The following is a 14,868-nucleotide window of genomic DNA, read 5'->3' as shown; positions in this document are numbered from 1 at the left end:
CGGCGGCGGCGATCTTGACCGCGCAGAACCGGCGGCTAATCGGCGGCGCGCCGGAGCCGGAGTGCGCCCCGTGCTCCCGGCAGGCGGGACGTCACAGCGTTGCGGACCGGGGGCAGGGCGGCGCCGAGAGTGATCAGCAGGAGCATCGCCGCCCCAGACGCCACCCAGAGCGCCATCGGCACCGCGTCGCCGGCGCCGGCGCTTGCGTCGCCGAAGACCACGAACAGGGCCGACCCGCTGTTGGTCGCGCCGTGGGCGATGACGGCGGGCCAGAGTGAGCCGGAGGCCAGCCGCAGCCAGCCGAGGATCACGCCCATGAGCACGCACCACGCGGTCATCGCCGCGAGCCCGACGGCGTCGGGCCGGCCGAAGTTGTACCCGAGCAGGATCACCGGCGCGTGCCACAGGCCCCAGATGGCCCCGTGGAGCAGCAGCGCGGGCAGGGTGCCCAGGTGAAGCAGGGCGGGCAGCAGGTAGCCGCGCCAGCCCCATTCCTCGCCGAACATCATGGGCAGGCCGGCCGCCCAGCCGACCAGTTGCAGTGCGGCGAAGAGGCCGAGGGCGGCGAAGGGGACCCCGGTGCCGTCCGCGTCGCCGACCAGCCCCAACGGGGCGGCGAACGCCCGGAAGGCGGAGAAGTCGGCGAGGTCGAGCCGGTACGTGCCCGCGGCGGCCGCGGCCAGGACCCCCACCAGCATGACCAGGGGCGGGATGGCGAAGCCGATGACGCAGTAGCGGATCAGGGTCCGTGCGGGGCGCAGCGGCGTCATTCCGGTCGCGCGCGGGATGCTCGCGGGGCGGGCGACGAACCGCAGGACGAGGAACGCGGCGACGGCGGGGGAGAACATCATCCCCATGATGAACAGCTTGGCCTGCGGATGCGCCAGGCCCGCGCCGCTGATCCACAGTGGAGCGGCGGCGGCCCACGCGAGACCGAAGGACAGCAGGCAGAAGACGGTGATGGCGATCCTGGAGCCGGGCACGGCGGTGCCGGCCGGTGGCGGTGCTGCGGGCATGGCTGATCTCCTTATGGCGGTGGCGGTGGGGTCGCGCGGGCATGGCTCCGCCGGTGCGCGGCGGCACGGATGGGGCGGGGCGGCGGGGGCCCGGCCGGATGGGCGCGGGCCCCCGCCGTGCGATGAACGCGGAGCGGCGCGGTCAGCAGTGGTCGGTGCGGTCTGTCGGCGGTGGCCGGGCGGGGCTACTCGGGGCCGAGCGGCCCGGCGCCGAACTGCCAGCCGTACTGGGTGGTCTCCAGGTCTCCCGACAGCCCGAAGACGATGACGACGGCGAGGGCCGCGAGGGCGCCCAGGGTCAGGCCGAGCACGAGCCAGATGGCGGGGCGGCCCAGGTTCACCGTCCACCCGAGGCCGGCCGCGCGCTTGGGCAGCAGGATCGCGGGGTCGGCGCGGTTGATGTAGACCGTTCCGGCCAGGTGCCAGTACCGGTCGTCGTCGCGTTGCACGAAGCCGGTGTCCTCGCCGGTTCCGTCGCGCATCCGCCAGCCGCTCTGCCCGATGAGCAGCCCGGCGCCCGTGAGCAGCGCGGCCCCGGTGAGGAGCGGGACGATGACGACGGCGGCAACGGCGGGCCCCGCACTGGCAAGGGAACCCGTCCAGATGATCAGCGCCAGCCCGCCGAAGGCCACGTTCAGCGCGAAGACGGTCGCCAGCAGGCAGTACGCCCAGATCCGCAGGAAGCGGCGGTGGCGTTCGGCGCTTTCGCGGGGGTTGGCGGCGTCGATGTCGGCGCGGGCGCGCACGCTGAACCGCAGGATCAGCAGCAGGAGGGCTGTGACCAGCACCTGGATGATGACGAGGGCGAACGCGCTCCCCACAGTCGTCGCCGCGGTCGAGTAGTCGGTGCCGCCTTCGTGGTAGCGGACCGAGATCACCAGCCGCTCGGGCAGCCCCGGGTACAGCACCGCGCCCGTGATCGCGACGACGGCGATGACCACCAGTGACGGTAGCGACCACAGCCATGGGACGCGTACCGGGTCGGTGCGCAGCCCGGTGTCGACGGCGACGCCTTCGCGCAGCCCCGCGTACCAGTGCTCGCGGTCCTTGGCGCGCCGGACGGTGCGGTGCGCGCCGGCGTAGGCGCCGATACCGCCGGCGACCAGGAGCGCCGCCCCGCCGCTCATGGCGGTCTCGGCCGACATCAGCGGCCACAGCACGGCGCTCGCCACGACGGACAGCAGGCTCACGCAGAGGACGGCGGCCCGGTAGCCGCGGGTCGCGGCGGTGATCGCGGGGTCGGCGGTCCGCCCGGGCGGGACGCGGACGCCGAACGGCAGCGTGTCGCGGCTGGTCCGCGGCAGCAGCCACATGAGCGCGGTGACGGTGACGACGATGACCAGTTGGACGGTCAGCAGCACGGCGGTCATGTCCCTCTTCCCTTCTCGGCGCCGCGGAGCGATCCGAGCTGGTCGCGGCAGCGTTCGATGATCTGATCGGGTTCGACACCGTGGGCTATGGCCTCGGCGAGCAGCACGCCCATGCGTGCCTCCCATTCGGGGTAGAAGGCCGGGTGCGGCGGGCCGGACGCGGGATCGCGCTGGATGACGGCGCCGGTCTTGCGGTTGAGCCGCAGCAGGCCCTCGCGGCGCAGCAGGTCGTAGGCCTTGTTGACGGTGTGGAAGTTGACACCGAGGTCGGCGCCGAGCTGACGGGTGGCAGGCAGTGAGCTGCCCTCGCGCAGTTCCCCCGACGCGACGGCGTGCACGATCTGGTCGCGCAGCTGCTGGTAGATCGGTACCTCACTGTTGAGGTCGATGTTCAGGATCACCCGTGCCCCCTTGGCGTGCACCGTGCGTGGCATTCCCGATCCCACCACAGCAGGCGCGACGGGCGACCGCGTCGGCGGCGCTCCCGGTGCCTGTCCGGCCCGCGTCGAGTCGCATTCCGATCCCCTCCTTGTTCCATCTACTCTAGTTGTTATATCTCCAATAGAACAAAAAGACAAGACGGGGGTTGGACGAGTCGGCCCAATGAGGCGCGCGGTGGCCAGGGTCTGGCGGGGATCCGGCGGCGTGGTGCTTCGTGCCGCCGGGTGCTTCGCAGTCCCCTACTGCGCCCGCTTCGCGGAGTATCGCGCAGTGGGGGCCCGCGACGGCAGTCACCCCCTGGCGTGGGGGTTGGGTTCCGGTCAGTCCTTCGGGGTGCCCAGCTCTACTCCGGCCGCGAACAGGTCGGCGACCTCGGCGACGGTGCTGAAGGCGACGTCCTCCTCCGCGATCCGGTCCAGCCACTCCTCCAGCCGGAGCAGCCGGTGGCCGCGGCCGATCACCTCGGGGTGGCAGGTGACCGTGAGGACCCCCTGCGCGGTCTCGCGCAGCATGTAGCGGAGGTCCAGCTCCCAGTTCGCGAACATCTCCCCGGGGTCGCGCAGGCCGGGCAGGGTGCGCGCGGGCGACGACAGGAACTCCAGGTACGGGAGGTCGTCCAGGGTCCAGCTCACCGGCACCTCCACCAGCGGGGCCTCGGCGCCCCACACGGTGCCCGCCGCGTCCACCCGGTCGCCGGTGCGGCACCAGTACGGCGCGTGGTCGTGGCCCATCATGCTGCTGTCATAGCGCAGCCCGCGCTCGGTGAGCAGCGCGACCGTGTTCTCGGAGAGGTCCCACGCAGGTGCGCGGAAGCCGCGCGCGGGGACCCCCGTCACCTCGGTGATCGCGGCGATCGACCGGTCGAGGACGGCCCGCTCCGCGTCCACCGCCATCGTCGCGACGTTCTCGTGCGCGTAGCCGTGCAGGGCGATCTCGTGCCCGTGGTCGCGGATCTCCCGGCACAGGTCGGGATAGGTGTGCGCGGTGTGGCCCGGCACGAACCAGGTGGCGGCCAGCCCGCGGCGGGACAGGGTCTTCAGCAGCCGCGGCACGGCCACGGCGGCGAACTCCCCGCGCGACCGCGGCGTGGCGGACAACTGGCCGCGGTCGACCCAGACCGACAGCGCGTCGAAGTCGAAGGTGAGGCAGACGTATCCGGAAGGCATTGCGGGTGTTCACTCCAGTGGGACGGCGTCGGGGCGTGGGACGGGCCGGGGACCGCCGCGCCGCCCGTTGCGGCGGGCCCCAGGCCCCACCCGCTCGTGCGGTGCCGCCCGGCGGGACAGGGGCGGCGGAGGGGCTAGGACATCGGGAGCGCGGCGCTGCCCGCGCCCACGCCGCCGTCGACGGTCAGGGTGGACCCCGTGATCCATCCCGCGGCGTCGGAGCACAGGTAGCCCACCGCCGAGGCGACGTCGGCCGGTGTGCCCGGGCGCGGCAGCGGGCGGCCGGCCTCGATGGCGCGGACGTACTCCGGCCGCAGCGGGTTGACCTCGCTGGCCACGTCGATGAACCCCGGCGAGACCGCGTTGACGCGGATGCGGTGCTCGGCGAATTCCAGCGCGAGCGCCTTCGTCAGCATCGTCAGCCCCGCCTTGGACGTGCAGTAGTGGGCCGCACCGCGCCGGGCCCGCTCTCCGGCGCCCGAGGTGACGTTGACGATGCAGCCGGGCCGCCCTTCCGCCGCCAGGGCGCGGCCGAACTCGGTCGCCAGCGCGAACGGCCCGTCGAGGTTGACGGCGAGGACGCGGCGCCATTCGGCGTCGTCCATGTCGAGGAGCGTGCGGCTCGGGTACAGGCCCGCGGCGTTCACGAGGACATCGGGCGGGCCGGTGCGCGCCCACGCGGCGCGCACCCGCGCCCGCGCCGCCTCGGGGTCGGCGAGGTCGGCGGCGAGCACGTCGACGCGGTCGCGGGCGGGCAGCGCATCGGCGACCGCGGCGCACCGCTCCCCGTCCCGGTCGCTCAGGACGACGGACGCGCCGTCGTCGAGGAACCACCGCGCTATCGCCCCGCCGATCCCTCCGGCGGCCCCGGTGACCAGAACCGTGCGGCTCACACGTCCTCCCATTCGTCGTGGCGGCTCATCGCCCTTCGCAGGGCCAGGTATTCGGGTACGGACATGCGCGGGGGCGACTCCCCGAGGACGTGGCGGGCCGCAGCCGCGCCGTCGCCGAGCAGGTCGATGACCGCGCCCGCGAGGTACAGGGCGGGTTCGACCGCCGCCGCGCGGTGGTCGCGCACCCGGTAGTCGGCGCTGTGGTGGTCGCCTTCGGCGCCCCCGGTGTAGGGGTGGGACACGGGCATGACGTGCCCGAGGTCGCCCATGTCGGTGCATGCGCCCAGGTGGCGGCCGCGCGCGGTGCCCGTGCCGCCGATGACCCGGTGGGCGTTGCGCTCGACGATGTCGTCCAGTGCGGGGGCCGAATCGAGCGGCAGGTAACCGAGCAGGGTGTCGACCTCGACGCGCGCCCCGAAGGCGAGTGCTCCGGCGCGCACGGTCCGGCCGACCGTGGCCGCGGCCGTGTGCAGCGCCTCGACCGTCCGCGCCCGGACGAGGGTCTGGAGCGTCGCCGCCGACGGGACGGACCCCAGGGCGCCCTGGTCGTGGGCGAGGAGGTAGTTCAGCCGGACGGCGTGTTCGTCGGCGAAGGTCTCCCGCTGCGCGTCGATGCCGTGCGCAGCCAGCCCCGCCGCCTTGAGGGCGTTGACGCCCAGCCACGGGCTCGACCCCGCGTGGGCGGAGCGCCCGCGGAACCGCGCGCGGGTGACCAGCGAACCGTTGAGCGTGTCGCCCACGGAGAAGCGCGGCCCGCCGCCGCGCCCGGTGTGGACGAGCAGGGCCATGTCGACGCCGTCGAACGCCCCTTCGCGCAGCAGTTCGGCCTTTCCCACGGGGAACTCCGGCCCGCCGCCGGACGGGCGGGCTCCGGCGGCGGCGTCGAGGTGGCTGTCGAGGTCGCCGAGTTCCTCCGCGGGTGCGGCGATGAGCGCGACCGACCCGTCCAGTTCGGCCATGACGGCGCTGAGGCCCAGCGCGGCACCGGCGACCGCGGCGAGCTGCGCGTGGTGGCCGCAGGCGTGCGCGGCCCCGGTGCCGGGGTCGGCCAAGGGGTGCTCGGGCAGGGTGAGCGCGTCGAGTTCGCCGACGAGGGCGACGCAGGGGCCGTCGCCCCGGCCGGCCATGGTGGCCAGCACCCCGGTGCGGGCCAGCCCGGTCCGTACGGGCAGGCCCATGCGCGTCAGCCGTTCGGCGAAGTGCGCGGCCGTCGCGAACTCGGCGTATCCGGGTTCGGGGCGGTGCATGAGGTGGTCGCTGAGCGCCGCGATCTCCTCGGCGTGCCGCTCGATCGCGGCGTGCGCGTCGTCCTTGAGGCGTGCCGCGTTGCTCATGCGTGCCAGTATCCGTTCCGTGGCCCGCCGGGGGATTCAGACGGGGCTCTCAGCTTTCGTGCCGCGGCTTGTCGGCTGGTCCAAATCGGCGCGGCGGAGGTGCAGGGCCGCGACGAGCCGCTCGTCGGGGTCGTTCAGGTCGATTCCGCAGATCGGACCCATGCGGCGCAGGCGGTACCGCAGCGTGTTGGGGTGGACGTGCAGGGCGCGCGCTGCGGCGATGACGTCGCCGAGCGCGTCGAGGTACGCGGCCAGGCTCGCCGCGTACCCGGTGTGGTGCTCGCGGTCGTAGGCGAGCAGGTCCGGCACCGGCCCGCGGGCGAACCGCGGCCTGCTGCCCACCTCGTCGGCGAGCGCCAGGACGTCGGCAGCGGCGCGCACCTCCTCGGGCCGGGCCACCCGGGTCTCGGCGGCCCCGCTGCGGCGCAGCACGCGCAGCACCAGGTCGGCCTCTGCCAGCGAGTCGGGGACCCGCTCGGCCCCCGGGACGACCGGCCCGAGCGCGGCGAGCACCGCGGCGCCCGACGCCGCCGCGGCGCGCTGGACGACCTCGCGGGCGGCGGTCGCCAGTTCGGCGGCGTCGCGCCCGCCGAGCTGGCACAGCAGGACGTCCACCCGTCCCCGCGCGGGCACCGGCACGGCCACGCAGTCCATCGCGGGCAGGTGGACCGAGAGCAGGCCGGCGAGGGAGCGGGCGTCGCCCTGCCCGGTGTCGGCGAACACGCAGCTCATGGCGGCCGACGGCTGGTCCCAGTCGAAGTCGAGCCATTCGACCACCTCGTCGTCCGTCTCGCCGCCGAGGACCCGGCGGGCGATCGCCTCGGTGGCGTGGCGCCGGGTGTGGGAGCGCGCACCCAGGCGCGACAGGTACTGCGCGGCCGACGCCGCGGCGCCCCGCAGTACGACCTTGGCGTCGGGGTCCAGCGGCGCGCCGCGCTCCGCGACCCAGATGGAGCCGAGGATTTCGTCGCCCGAGCGCACCGCGACCGCGATGCGGCGCCGCACATTGCGGTCGGGGACAGCGGGGATGTCGACGACGTCGTCGCTGCGCCACAGCCGCCGGTACACGCCGTGTTCGCGCAGCCGCGCCCGGTACCAGGCGGGGCCGCGCTGGTCGAGGACCGCCTGGCGGCGCATCGGGTCGTCGGACTCCGCCAGCCGGGAGAACGCCAGGACCTCCTGCTGCGGGTTGAAGATCATCACGGAGCCGCCGACCGACTCGCACAGCGCGTTCGCGAAGTCGGCGAGCTCCCGGGAGGGCGGCCCCGCCGGGCCCGCGTCGACCTCCGCGCCGGTGGTGGTGAGCAGGCCGCGCAGCTGCCCGGTGAAGCGCGCCCAGCCGACGTCGGCCGCCAGCCCGAGCAGCGCCACCCCGGCGCGGCGCGCGGGCCCGCTCAGGCACGCGCGCAGCTCCGGTGTGGCCCGGACGACGACGGCGGTCACCTGGTGGCGCGCAGCGGCGTCGATGACGCCGACGGCCGTCGCCGGGTCGACCCCCACGGCGAGCAGCAGGTCGCCCGGGCCGGCGGCGAACTCGGCCGCGGCGTCGTGGATGACGACGTCGTCGCAGCGCGCACCGGGGTCCGCCGCGTCGACCCACACCGCCATGACCGTCGTGCCGAGGGTCTCGGTGACGGTGCTCAACAGTGGTCCCTGCACGTACTCCTCCTTGTCGTACACGACAAGTTCCGTGCCGTTCTTCATACCAACGGATCATTACAGCGCGTCAGTCACTCGCCGAAACTGTTCCCTACCCGTCGCGAAGGAGATCCGTCCATGGCCGAGGACTTCGCCGAAGCGCTGCGTGCGCTGGTCGAAGCGGAGTCGCCCTCCGCCGACCTCGGCGCGGTCGAGGAGTGCGGGGACCTCCTCGCCGACCTCGGCGAGCGGATCACCGGGGCGCCTCCCGAGCGCCTGGCGTCGGAGGACGGCCCGTCGTCGCTGGTGTGGCGCAACGGGCCGCCGGACGCACCGGGCCGGGTCCTCCTGCTCGGCCACCGCGACACCGTGTGGCCGCTCGGCACGATCGCCGAGCGGCCGTTCCGGGTGGACGGCGGGCGGGCACTCGGTCCCGGCGCGTTCGACATGAAGGCCGGCCTGCTGGTCGGCCTGTACGCGATGGCGGCAGTCGGCCGGCGGGTCCCGGTGACGTTCCTCGTCACGGGTGACGAAGAGGTCGGCTCGGCTGCGAGCCGCGCGCTGATCGAGCGGGAGGCGCTGGCGGCGCAGGCCGTCCTCGTCCTGGAGGGCGCCGCTGACGGCGGCGCGTTCAAACGCGCCCGCAAAGGGTGGTCGATCTACACCCTCCAGTGCCGGGGCCGGGCGGCCCACGCCGGCCTGGAGCCGCACAAGGGCCGCAACGCCCTGGTGCGCATGGCCGAGCTCGTCGCAGAGTCGGTGCTGCTCAACGCGCCGGAGGACGGGCTGACCGTCACACCCACCATGGCCAGCGCCGGGCGGACCGTCAACACCGTCCCCGACCGCGCCGAACTCCACCTGGACGTGCGGGTCGGCACTGCGGCCGACCAGCAGCGGGTGGACACCCGCATCCGCACGTTCGCAGGGGCGGCGGGCGGCGTCGACGTGCGCGTCGAGGGCGGCCCGAACCGGCCGCCCATGGAGGAGTCCGCCGCCACCGCGCTGCTGTCCCGCACGGCCGAGCACGCCGCGGCGCTGGGCCTGCGGCCGCCGGAGTCCGCCGCCGTCGGCGGCATCTCCGACGCCAACATCTGCGCGGCCCTCGGCGTCCCCACACTCGACGGGTTCGGCGCCGTGGGCGGCGGGCCGCACGCGGCACACGAGTGGGTCGACCTCCATGCGACCCGCCAACGCGTGCCCCTGGTCGTCGCCCTGGTCACCGGCTTGGCCGAACGTCCGCTCACCGGGCCCTGACGCGATAAGGATCCTCAATGACGGACACCGGAACCCGACCTCCATTCGACGAACCCGCCGAGGACGAGCCCTTCGAGGAGGACCCGCGCTACCGCGTGGCCGAGCGCGAGATGTACATCGCGGTCGGCTACTGGGTGGCGTTCACCGTGGTGGTCACCGCGACCGCGTGGCTCATCGGGGGCGGCAAGAAGGCCGAGGAGCTGACGTTCGTGCTCGGCTTCCCCGACTGGTTCTTCTGGTCGGTCCCCGTGGCGTGCCTCGTGTTCTCCGGGATCGCCTACGTCCTCGTCCACCGGTACTTCACGGACATGCCGCTCTCGGCCGACGAGGGCGCCGAAGCCGACCGGGCGGGGAGGTAGCAGCCGATGCGCTGGGGCATCATCATCCCGATCCTGCTCTACGTCGCGATCCTCATGGTGATCGCCTGGTGGAGCTACCGGCGGCGCCGCGAGGCCGCCGAGGGCACCAAGACCGAGCACTACTACATGGGCGGCCGGTCGCTGGGCTGGCTGCTGCTGATGTTCACGCTGCTCGCCAGCGGGGCGAGCGCGGGGACGTTCATCGGCGGCCCCGGCCTGGTCTACGGCGAGGGCTACGGCTGGGTGCTGGTGTCGATCTTCCAGGTGCCCACGGCGTTCATCGCCCTGGCGGTGCTCGGCAAGAAGTTCGCCATCCTGGGGCGCAAGCTCAACGCGCTGTCGATCGTGGACATGCTGCGGTTCCGCTACGAGAGCCCGTTCGTGGTGATCCTCAGCTCGGTCGGCATCGTGCTGTTCCTGACCGCCTACATGGTCCCGCAGTTCGTCGGCGGCACCCGGCTGCTGGAGGCGGCGACGGGGGTCGACTACACGCTGCTGCTGGTGTGCCTCGCCGTGGTGATCGGCATCTACACGACCTTCGGCGGCTTCCTGGCCGACGCGATCAGCGACGTGTTCCAGGGCATCATCATGCTCGTCGGGGCGGTGCTGGTGTGGGTGGCGCTGCTCGCCGCCGCCGGCGGGATGGGCCCGGTCAACGACCACGTCATGAGCACCGCGCCGGAGCTGTTCGAGCTGCCGGGGCCGGGCGGGTTCACGCCGCAGATGATCGCCTCGTACTCACTGCAACTGGGCCTGATGTTCGCGGTGCTGCCGCACCTCGCGGTCCGGGCGATGAGCTACCGCGACTCCAAGGCGGTGCACACGGCGATGAAGGTCGGGCCGCTGGTCATGACCGTCATCACCCTCGGCTTCCTCACCATGGGGATGATGGCGCGCTACTACCAGCCGGACATGGAGGTCGGCGACCTGGCGCTGCCCACCACGATCATCGAGGTGCTGCCCGAGGGCATGGCGGGGATCCTGTTCGCCGCGCCACTGGCGGCCGTGATGTCGACGGTCGACGCGATGATCCTGGTCGTCTCGGGCACGATCATCCGCGACCTCTACACCAACTACGTGAACCCCCGCATCAGCGACGGCCGCACGTCCGTGGTGACCTCGGCCGCGACGCTGGGTTTGACGGCGCTGGTGCTGTACCTGGCGCTCGACCCGCCGCCCTACCTGGAACTCCTGGTCATCTACGCCATCGGCGGGCTGGAGGTGGCGTTCTTCTTCCCGCTCGTCCTCGGCCTGTACTGGAAGCGCGCCAACGCCTTGGGCGCCGGGCTGTCGATGGTGGGCGGGATGGCCTGGTACGTCCTGGTCAACAACTGGGCGCCGGCGCTCGCCCTCGGGATGTTCCCCATTGCGACGTCCTCGGTGGTGGCGCTGGTGCTGTTCCTGCTCGGCAGCTACCTCGGCCCGCCGCCGCGGCGCGCGGTGCTGGTGAAGTTCTGGGGCACCCAGGCCGAGATCGACCGGTTGGGGGAGACCGTGCACCGGACACGCTAGGCGGCGCCGTCCTGCCGCCCCGGGGGCGTGGAACTCCCTCTTGCGCCCCCGGTCCACCGGACCGTACCGCCATCCAGCGCGTACGGTCCCGCCGCGGGCGGGGATCCCCGACCCTCCCAGGGGGTCTCCACCCGCGGCCAGACACCGCGGGCGGGGATCGCCACCCTCCCAGGGGATCCCCGTCCGCGGCCCGCCCCGTTCGGCGGCGCGTCCCGCGCGTCATCCGCGGCCGCGGATGACGCCTCAGCCGTCGGAACCGGCCGCGGCACTGCGGTACTCGGTGCCCGGGAGTTGGTACTCGGCGCGCCGGTACCGGGTGTACTCGGCCAGCGCGGCGTCCCAGGACTCCGGGCTCGCCCGCTGCCAGCGGCGGGTGCCCGCGTTGCCCATGGCGAACAGGGGGACGAACGGGGCGGCGTCGGCCGCCTCGATCCCGAGCGCGTCGGCGGCCGCGTCGCCCTGCATCAGCCGAAGCAGCGCGGCGAGCAGGGTGCGCACCGACGGGTCGGGCAGCGCCAGGGCCTTGCCCATGGGGACGGCCAGGGCGTCGAGCAGCGCGCGGACGAGGGCGCGGGCGGTGTCGTCGGGCGGGTCGTTGGCGGCGTCGACGAGCGTCAGCAGCGCGTCCGCTGACGCGTGGTCGTGCACGCGCGCGGAGAACCGCCGGTCCACGCCGACCAGATCGGCGACGTGCCGCCAGTAGCGGTAGAGGTCGGCCTCCTCCTCGGCGGTCAGGGTGACGCCGACCCGCTCCAACGCCCTGAACGGGACCACGGTGAAGTCGAGCCAGGTCCGCGCCGCGTCCACCGCGTTGATGGGGACGCCCCACGCCCCGGTGTCCCAGCCGGTGGCGAGCGCGTTGGCGCGCACCCGCGCGTGCAGTAGCCGCACCTGCACGGTGTCGGTGTAGCCGGGCGCGCCGCGCAGCAGCCCGCCGGGCAGGATGGCGTTGGTGCGCCACAGGCCGGTCTCGGCGAGGCGGCGGGCCGCGCCGTCGGTGAGCCGCCCCGTGCCGATGAGGACCCGGGCGATGCCCGGGGCGCTGTAGGTGTGCACGAGGGAACCGAGCGCGAACGCGATCCGGCTCCAGAACGGGTCGACGCCCAGGTTGGCGAGGTCGCCGCGCTCAAGTTGCGCGGTGTCGGCCGCCGCGATCGCGTCCTCCGACGCGCGCAGCAGCGCCGCGACGGCGGGCGGGGGGTCGGCGAGCGCGTCCAGACCCTCGGCCAGCCCGGTGGCAAGCGCCGACCGGGCCGCCCGACCGTGCTCGGCGAACTCCGCGATGACCGCGTCGGCCAGCGGGTCGCCCTCGCCCAGCGCGCCGACCACGAGGTCCAGTTCCGCGGCCCCGTGCCGCTCGCGCACCTCGGCGGCGTTGTACAACCGCAGCGGCGCGGCCGCATGCCCGGACCCGATCACCATCGCGCACCTCCATGGAAATGTCCGCAGGAACCCTACCGACCGGCGCCCGCCGTGTCCTCCCGGGCGCCGGCCGCCGTCCCGATCGGCGCGCCGCCGGGTGCGACCCGGTCGGCCGAGAGCCGCCCGGTGCCGACGATCCACGCGCACACCGCGGCCATCGGCACCATCGCCAGCAGCATCACGGTCAGGTCGGGGATGCCGCCGGCCTCGGTGAGGAGCACGCCGTTGAGCAGGGCGAGGACCATGTTGTTGCCCGCATGGGCGAGGCTCGCGGTCCACACGCTGCCGCTCGACAGCCGCAGCCAGGTGAGGATGACCTCCTGGAGCAGGAACGAGCCGGTCCACACGGCGAGGCCGAGGGCCACGTTGTCGAACTCGATGTAGCCGAGGAAGGCCAGCGGGTAGTGCCAGACCGCCCAGATGAGCCCCGTGGCGACGGTCGCCGCGCCCGGGCGCCCGGGGAACAGGCGCAGCCGCAGGTAGCTCGTCCAGCCGAACTCCTCGCCCCAGTACAGGAGCGAGAGGACCGGCATGGCGGCGACCAGCAGGAGCACGAACAGCCACCCCGGGACTCCGGGGACCATGCGGTCCAGCGGGGACAGGTCCGGCGTCCACCACCCCAGCGCCGCCGCCAGCCCCGCCGTCGCCGCGACCAGCGCGAGCGGGCCCAGCCCGGCGGCGACGTAGTGGACCCACCCGCTGCGCAACCGCAGCGCCATCCCCGCGTCGGCGAACCCCTCCCGCGTCACCCAGGCGCGCACCGCCACGGCCGCCAGCGCGGGGACGAAGGCGAAGGCGAGAAGCTGCACCATTGGGTCGACCAGCGAGTACCCCAGCGCCTTCGCGCCGAACATCCCCGCCCACGACACGCCGAACGTCAGCGCGAGGAACACCGCCACTCCGCGGATCCGCATGCTCACCGTGATCGCTCCTGTTCCCTGGCTCCGGAGGTGAGGCGGTCGGCACACAACCGGTTCCGCCCGCCTGACCGGGTCTGCGGCCGTGGATTCGGCCAGGGACAAGGCAATCAGCGCAGCGGCGCCCGGGCACGGGGGATGCCGCCCGTGTGCGGGTAGGGGTAGGGCCACCCGTTCAGCCGACTCGGGCGGTGCGGTCCGCTGCCGTCCGCCGCCGAGGCGATAGCGTTGGCGGCAACGGCGCCTGTCGGCGCCGGTCGCCGGTCGGCCCCACCGGCAAGAGCAGGACTGGAGACGACGCAATGCCGCGACGGTCCACCATCGCGACCGCGATCAGGCGCATCCTGCTCGGCGCGCTCGCCGCCCAGTTCGCCGTGGTCGCGGTCCTCGTCGGCATCGACACCTGGCGCAAGCGGGTCCGGCCGCGCCGCGCCGACTTCCCCAGGACCGCGCCCAGGGAACTGCCCATCGGCGAGAGCGCGGTCACGGTCTACAGCTACGGCCAGGACGTCTACAACGACATGCTCGACGCGATCCGCGGCGCACGGCACCGGATCCTGTTCGAGTCCTACATCGTCAAGAACGACGCGACGGGCCGCGCGTTCAAGCGCGCGCTGATCGACGCCGCCGAACGCGGCGTCGAGGTCTACGTCATCTACGACGGATTCGCCAACCTCGTCGTCCCCCCGGCGTTCTTCCGGTTCCCCCCGTCGGTCAACGTCATGCGCTACCCGACCTTCCGGCCGGGGATCCTGCTGCTGAACGTCCGCAAGTCGGGGCGCGACCACCGCAAGATCCTCACTGTCGACGGCGAGGTCGGGTTCGTCGGCGGCTACAACATCGGCTCCGTGTACGCCACCGAATGGCGCGACACCCACCTGCGCCTGACGGGGGCGTCGGTGTGGGAGCTGGAGAACGCGTTCTGCGACTTCTGGAACATGAACCGCGGCGCCCACCAGCCGCGCTTTTCCGACTCGGGCACCAAGCACTGGGACTCCCGGATCCGGGCGCACCGCAATGTCCCCGTGCAGCTGATCTACCCCATCCGCGCGATGTACCTCGAAGCGATCGACCGCGCGGACGACCACATCTACATCACGGCGGCCTACTTCATCCCCGACCGCGAGATCCTCGCCGCCCTGATCGGGGCGGCGCAGCGGGGTGTCGACGTCCGCGTCCTCGTCCCGGAGACCTCCAACCACGTCGTGGCCGACTGGCTGGCGCGCGGCCTCTACTCTGCGCTGCTGCGCGGGGGCGTGCGCCTGTGGCTGTTCCAGGACGCCATGGTGCACGCCAAGACCGCGACGATCGACGGCAAGTGGAGCACCGTCGGCACCGCGAACGTCGACCGGTTGAGCCTCACTGGCAACTACGAGATCAACATGGAGATCTTCGACGACGGCGTCGCGCGGCACCTGGAGGAGGTGTTCGCCAACGACAGCACCAACGCGCGCCCGCTGTCGGAGGAGGAGTGGCACGGCCGCCCCCTCGTCGCCAAGTTCAGCGAGCTCGTCCTCGCCCCGCTCCGCCCCCTGCTCTGAGCCCC

13 protein-coding genes are annotated in these 14,868 nt (G+C 73.5%); 4 read left to right on the top strand and 9 right to left on the bottom strand.

Translation table 11 applies throughout. The features are described from left to right. Window positions 1–35 precede the first annotated feature (35 nt). The 7 genes from CLV63_RS26325 to CLV63_RS26295 form a co-directional block, all read right to left on the bottom strand. A complete protein-coding gene (locus CLV63_RS26325; RefSeq protein ID WP_106585911.1) occupies window positions 36–1,016 on the bottom strand; it encodes a CPBP family intramembrane glutamic endopeptidase in 981 nt (326 codons plus the stop codon). Window positions 1,017–1,201: 185 nt separating this feature from the next. Beyond that, on the bottom strand, window positions 1,202–2,386 hold the full coding sequence (locus tag CLV63_RS26320; protein WP_106585910.1) for a DUF1648 domain-containing protein: 1,185 nt from the start codon (window positions 2,384–2,386) through the stop codon (window positions 1,202–1,204). After that, window positions 2,383–2,820: a GntR family transcriptional regulator gene (locus CLV63_RS26315; protein WP_245929067.1), complete on the bottom strand. Its 438-nt coding sequence runs from the start codon at window positions 2,818–2,820 to the stop codon at window positions 2,383–2,385. Before CLV63_RS26315 ends, CLV63_RS26320 begins: the two co-directional genes overlap by 4 nt. A gap of 327 nt (window positions 2,821–3,147) precedes the next feature. After that, the gene (locus tag CLV63_RS26310) at window positions 3,148–3,993 is read right to left on the bottom strand and encodes a polysaccharide deacetylase family protein (RefSeq protein ID WP_106585909.1); all 846 of its coding nucleotides are present in this window, start codon (window positions 3,991–3,993) and stop codon (window positions 3,148–3,150) included. Between the two features lie 134 nt (window positions 3,994–4,127). Continuing rightward, window positions 4,128–4,886, bottom strand: coding sequence for an SDR family NAD(P)-dependent oxidoreductase (locus CLV63_RS26305; RefSeq protein WP_211301484.1), 759 nt, complete (start codon window positions 4,884–4,886; stop codon window positions 4,128–4,130). Continuing rightward, window positions 4,883–6,220: a M20/M25/M40 family metallo-hydrolase gene (locus CLV63_RS26300; protein WP_106585907.1), complete on the bottom strand. Its 1,338-nt coding sequence runs from the start codon at window positions 6,218–6,220 to the stop codon at window positions 4,883–4,885. Before CLV63_RS26300 ends, CLV63_RS26305 begins: the two co-directional genes overlap by 4 nt. A gap of 36 nt (window positions 6,221–6,256) precedes the next feature. Then, on the bottom strand, window positions 6,257–7,924 hold the full coding sequence (locus tag CLV63_RS26295) for a PucR family transcriptional regulator (RefSeq protein WP_106585906.1): 1,668 nt from the start codon (window positions 7,922–7,924) through the stop codon (window positions 6,257–6,259). 72 nt (window positions 7,925–7,996) lie between these two features. Between CLV63_RS26295 and CLV63_RS26290 the strand changes: the two genes are divergently transcribed. From CLV63_RS26290 to panF, 3 genes are read left to right on the top strand one after another with little or no spacing between them, the layout of a single operon-like run. Continuing rightward, window positions 7,997–9,112 (top strand): M20/M25/M40 family metallo-hydrolase, encoded by a 1,116-nt coding sequence (locus CLV63_RS26290; RefSeq protein ID WP_106585905.1) that lies wholly within the window; start codon window positions 7,997–7,999, stop codon window positions 9,110–9,112. Between the two features lie 17 nt (window positions 9,113–9,129). Next, window positions 9,130–9,471: a YhdT family protein gene (locus CLV63_RS26285; RefSeq protein WP_106585904.1), complete on the top strand. Its 342-nt coding sequence runs from the start codon at window positions 9,130–9,132 to the stop codon at window positions 9,469–9,471. 6 nt (window positions 9,472–9,477) lie between these two features. Next, the gene (panF, locus tag CLV63_RS26280; RefSeq protein WP_106585903.1) at window positions 9,478–10,983 is read left to right on the top strand and encodes a sodium/pantothenate symporter; all 1,506 of its coding nucleotides are present in this window, start codon (window positions 9,478–9,480) and stop codon (window positions 10,981–10,983) included. A gap of 243 nt (window positions 10,984–11,226) precedes the next feature. Here panF and CLV63_RS26275 read toward each other — a convergent pair whose 3' ends face one another. Together CLV63_RS26275 and CLV63_RS26270 are read right to left on the bottom strand one after the other, a co-directional pair. Beyond that, window positions 11,227–12,405, bottom strand: coding sequence for an oxygenase MpaB family protein (locus tag CLV63_RS26275; RefSeq protein WP_106585902.1), 1,179 nt, complete (start codon window positions 12,403–12,405; stop codon window positions 11,227–11,229). Between the two features lie 32 nt (window positions 12,406–12,437). Further along, window positions 12,438–13,319, bottom strand: coding sequence for a CPBP family intramembrane glutamic endopeptidase (locus tag CLV63_RS26270; RefSeq protein ID WP_106585958.1), 882 nt, complete (start codon window positions 13,317–13,319; stop codon window positions 12,438–12,440). 305 nt (window positions 13,320–13,624) lie between these two features. On the opposite strand from CLV63_RS26270, the gene CLV63_RS26265 reads away from it, so the two are divergent. Next, entirely contained in the window at window positions 13,625–14,863 is a 1,239-nt protein-coding gene (locus CLV63_RS26265; RefSeq protein WP_106585901.1) for a phospholipase D-like domain-containing protein, read from the top strand. Window positions 14,864–14,868 lie beyond the last annotated feature (5 nt).

Source organism: Murinocardiopsis flavida (genome assembly GCF_003014485.1).
GTDB classification, from domain to species: domain Bacteria; phylum Actinomycetota; class Actinomycetes; order Streptosporangiales; family Streptosporangiaceae; genus Murinocardiopsis; species Murinocardiopsis flavida.
This window is presented reverse-complemented; position numbering and strand designations above follow the sequence as displayed.

Coding starts and splice junctions, on each gene's coding strand:
- CLV63_RS26325 (WP_106585911.1), bottom strand. CDS start 1,016: ATGCCCGCAGCACCGCCACCGGCCGGCACCGCCGTGCCCGGCTCCAGG.
- CLV63_RS26320 (WP_106585910.1), bottom strand. CDS start 2,386: ATGACCGCCGTGCTGCTGACCGTCCAACTGGTCATCGTCGTCACCGTC.
- CLV63_RS26315 (WP_245929067.1), bottom strand. CDS start 2,820: ATGCCACGCACGGTGCACGCCAAGGGGGCACGGGTGATCCTGAACATC.
- CLV63_RS26310 (WP_106585909.1), bottom strand. CDS start 3,993: ATGCCTTCCGGATACGTCTGCCTCACCTTCGACTTCGACGCGCTGTCG.
- CLV63_RS26300 (WP_106585907.1), bottom strand. CDS start 6,220: ATGAGCAACGCGGCACGCCTCAAGGACGACGCGCACGCCGCGATCGAG.
- CLV63_RS26295 (WP_106585906.1), bottom strand. CDS start 7,924: ATGAAGAACGGCACGGAACTTGTCGTGTACGACAAGGAGGAGTACGTG.
- CLV63_RS26290 (WP_106585905.1), top strand. CDS start 7,997: ATGGCCGAGGACTTCGCCGAAGCGCTGCGTGCGCTGGTCGAAGCGGAG.
- CLV63_RS26285 (WP_106585904.1), top strand. CDS start 9,130: ATGACGGACACCGGAACCCGACCTCCATTCGACGAACCCGCCGAGGAC.
- panF (WP_106585903.1), top strand. CDS start 9,478: ATGCGCTGGGGCATCATCATCCCGATCCTGCTCTACGTCGCGATCCTC.
- CLV63_RS26275 (WP_106585902.1), bottom strand. CDS start 12,405: ATGGTGATCGGGTCCGGGCATGCGGCCGCGCCGCTGCGGTTGTACAAC.
- CLV63_RS26270 (WP_106585958.1), bottom strand. CDS start 13,319: ATGCGGATCCGCGGAGTGGCGGTGTTCCTCGCGCTGACGTTCGGCGTG.
- CLV63_RS26265 (WP_106585901.1), top strand. CDS start 13,625: ATGCCGCGACGGTCCACCATCGCGACCGCGATCAGGCGCATCCTGCTC.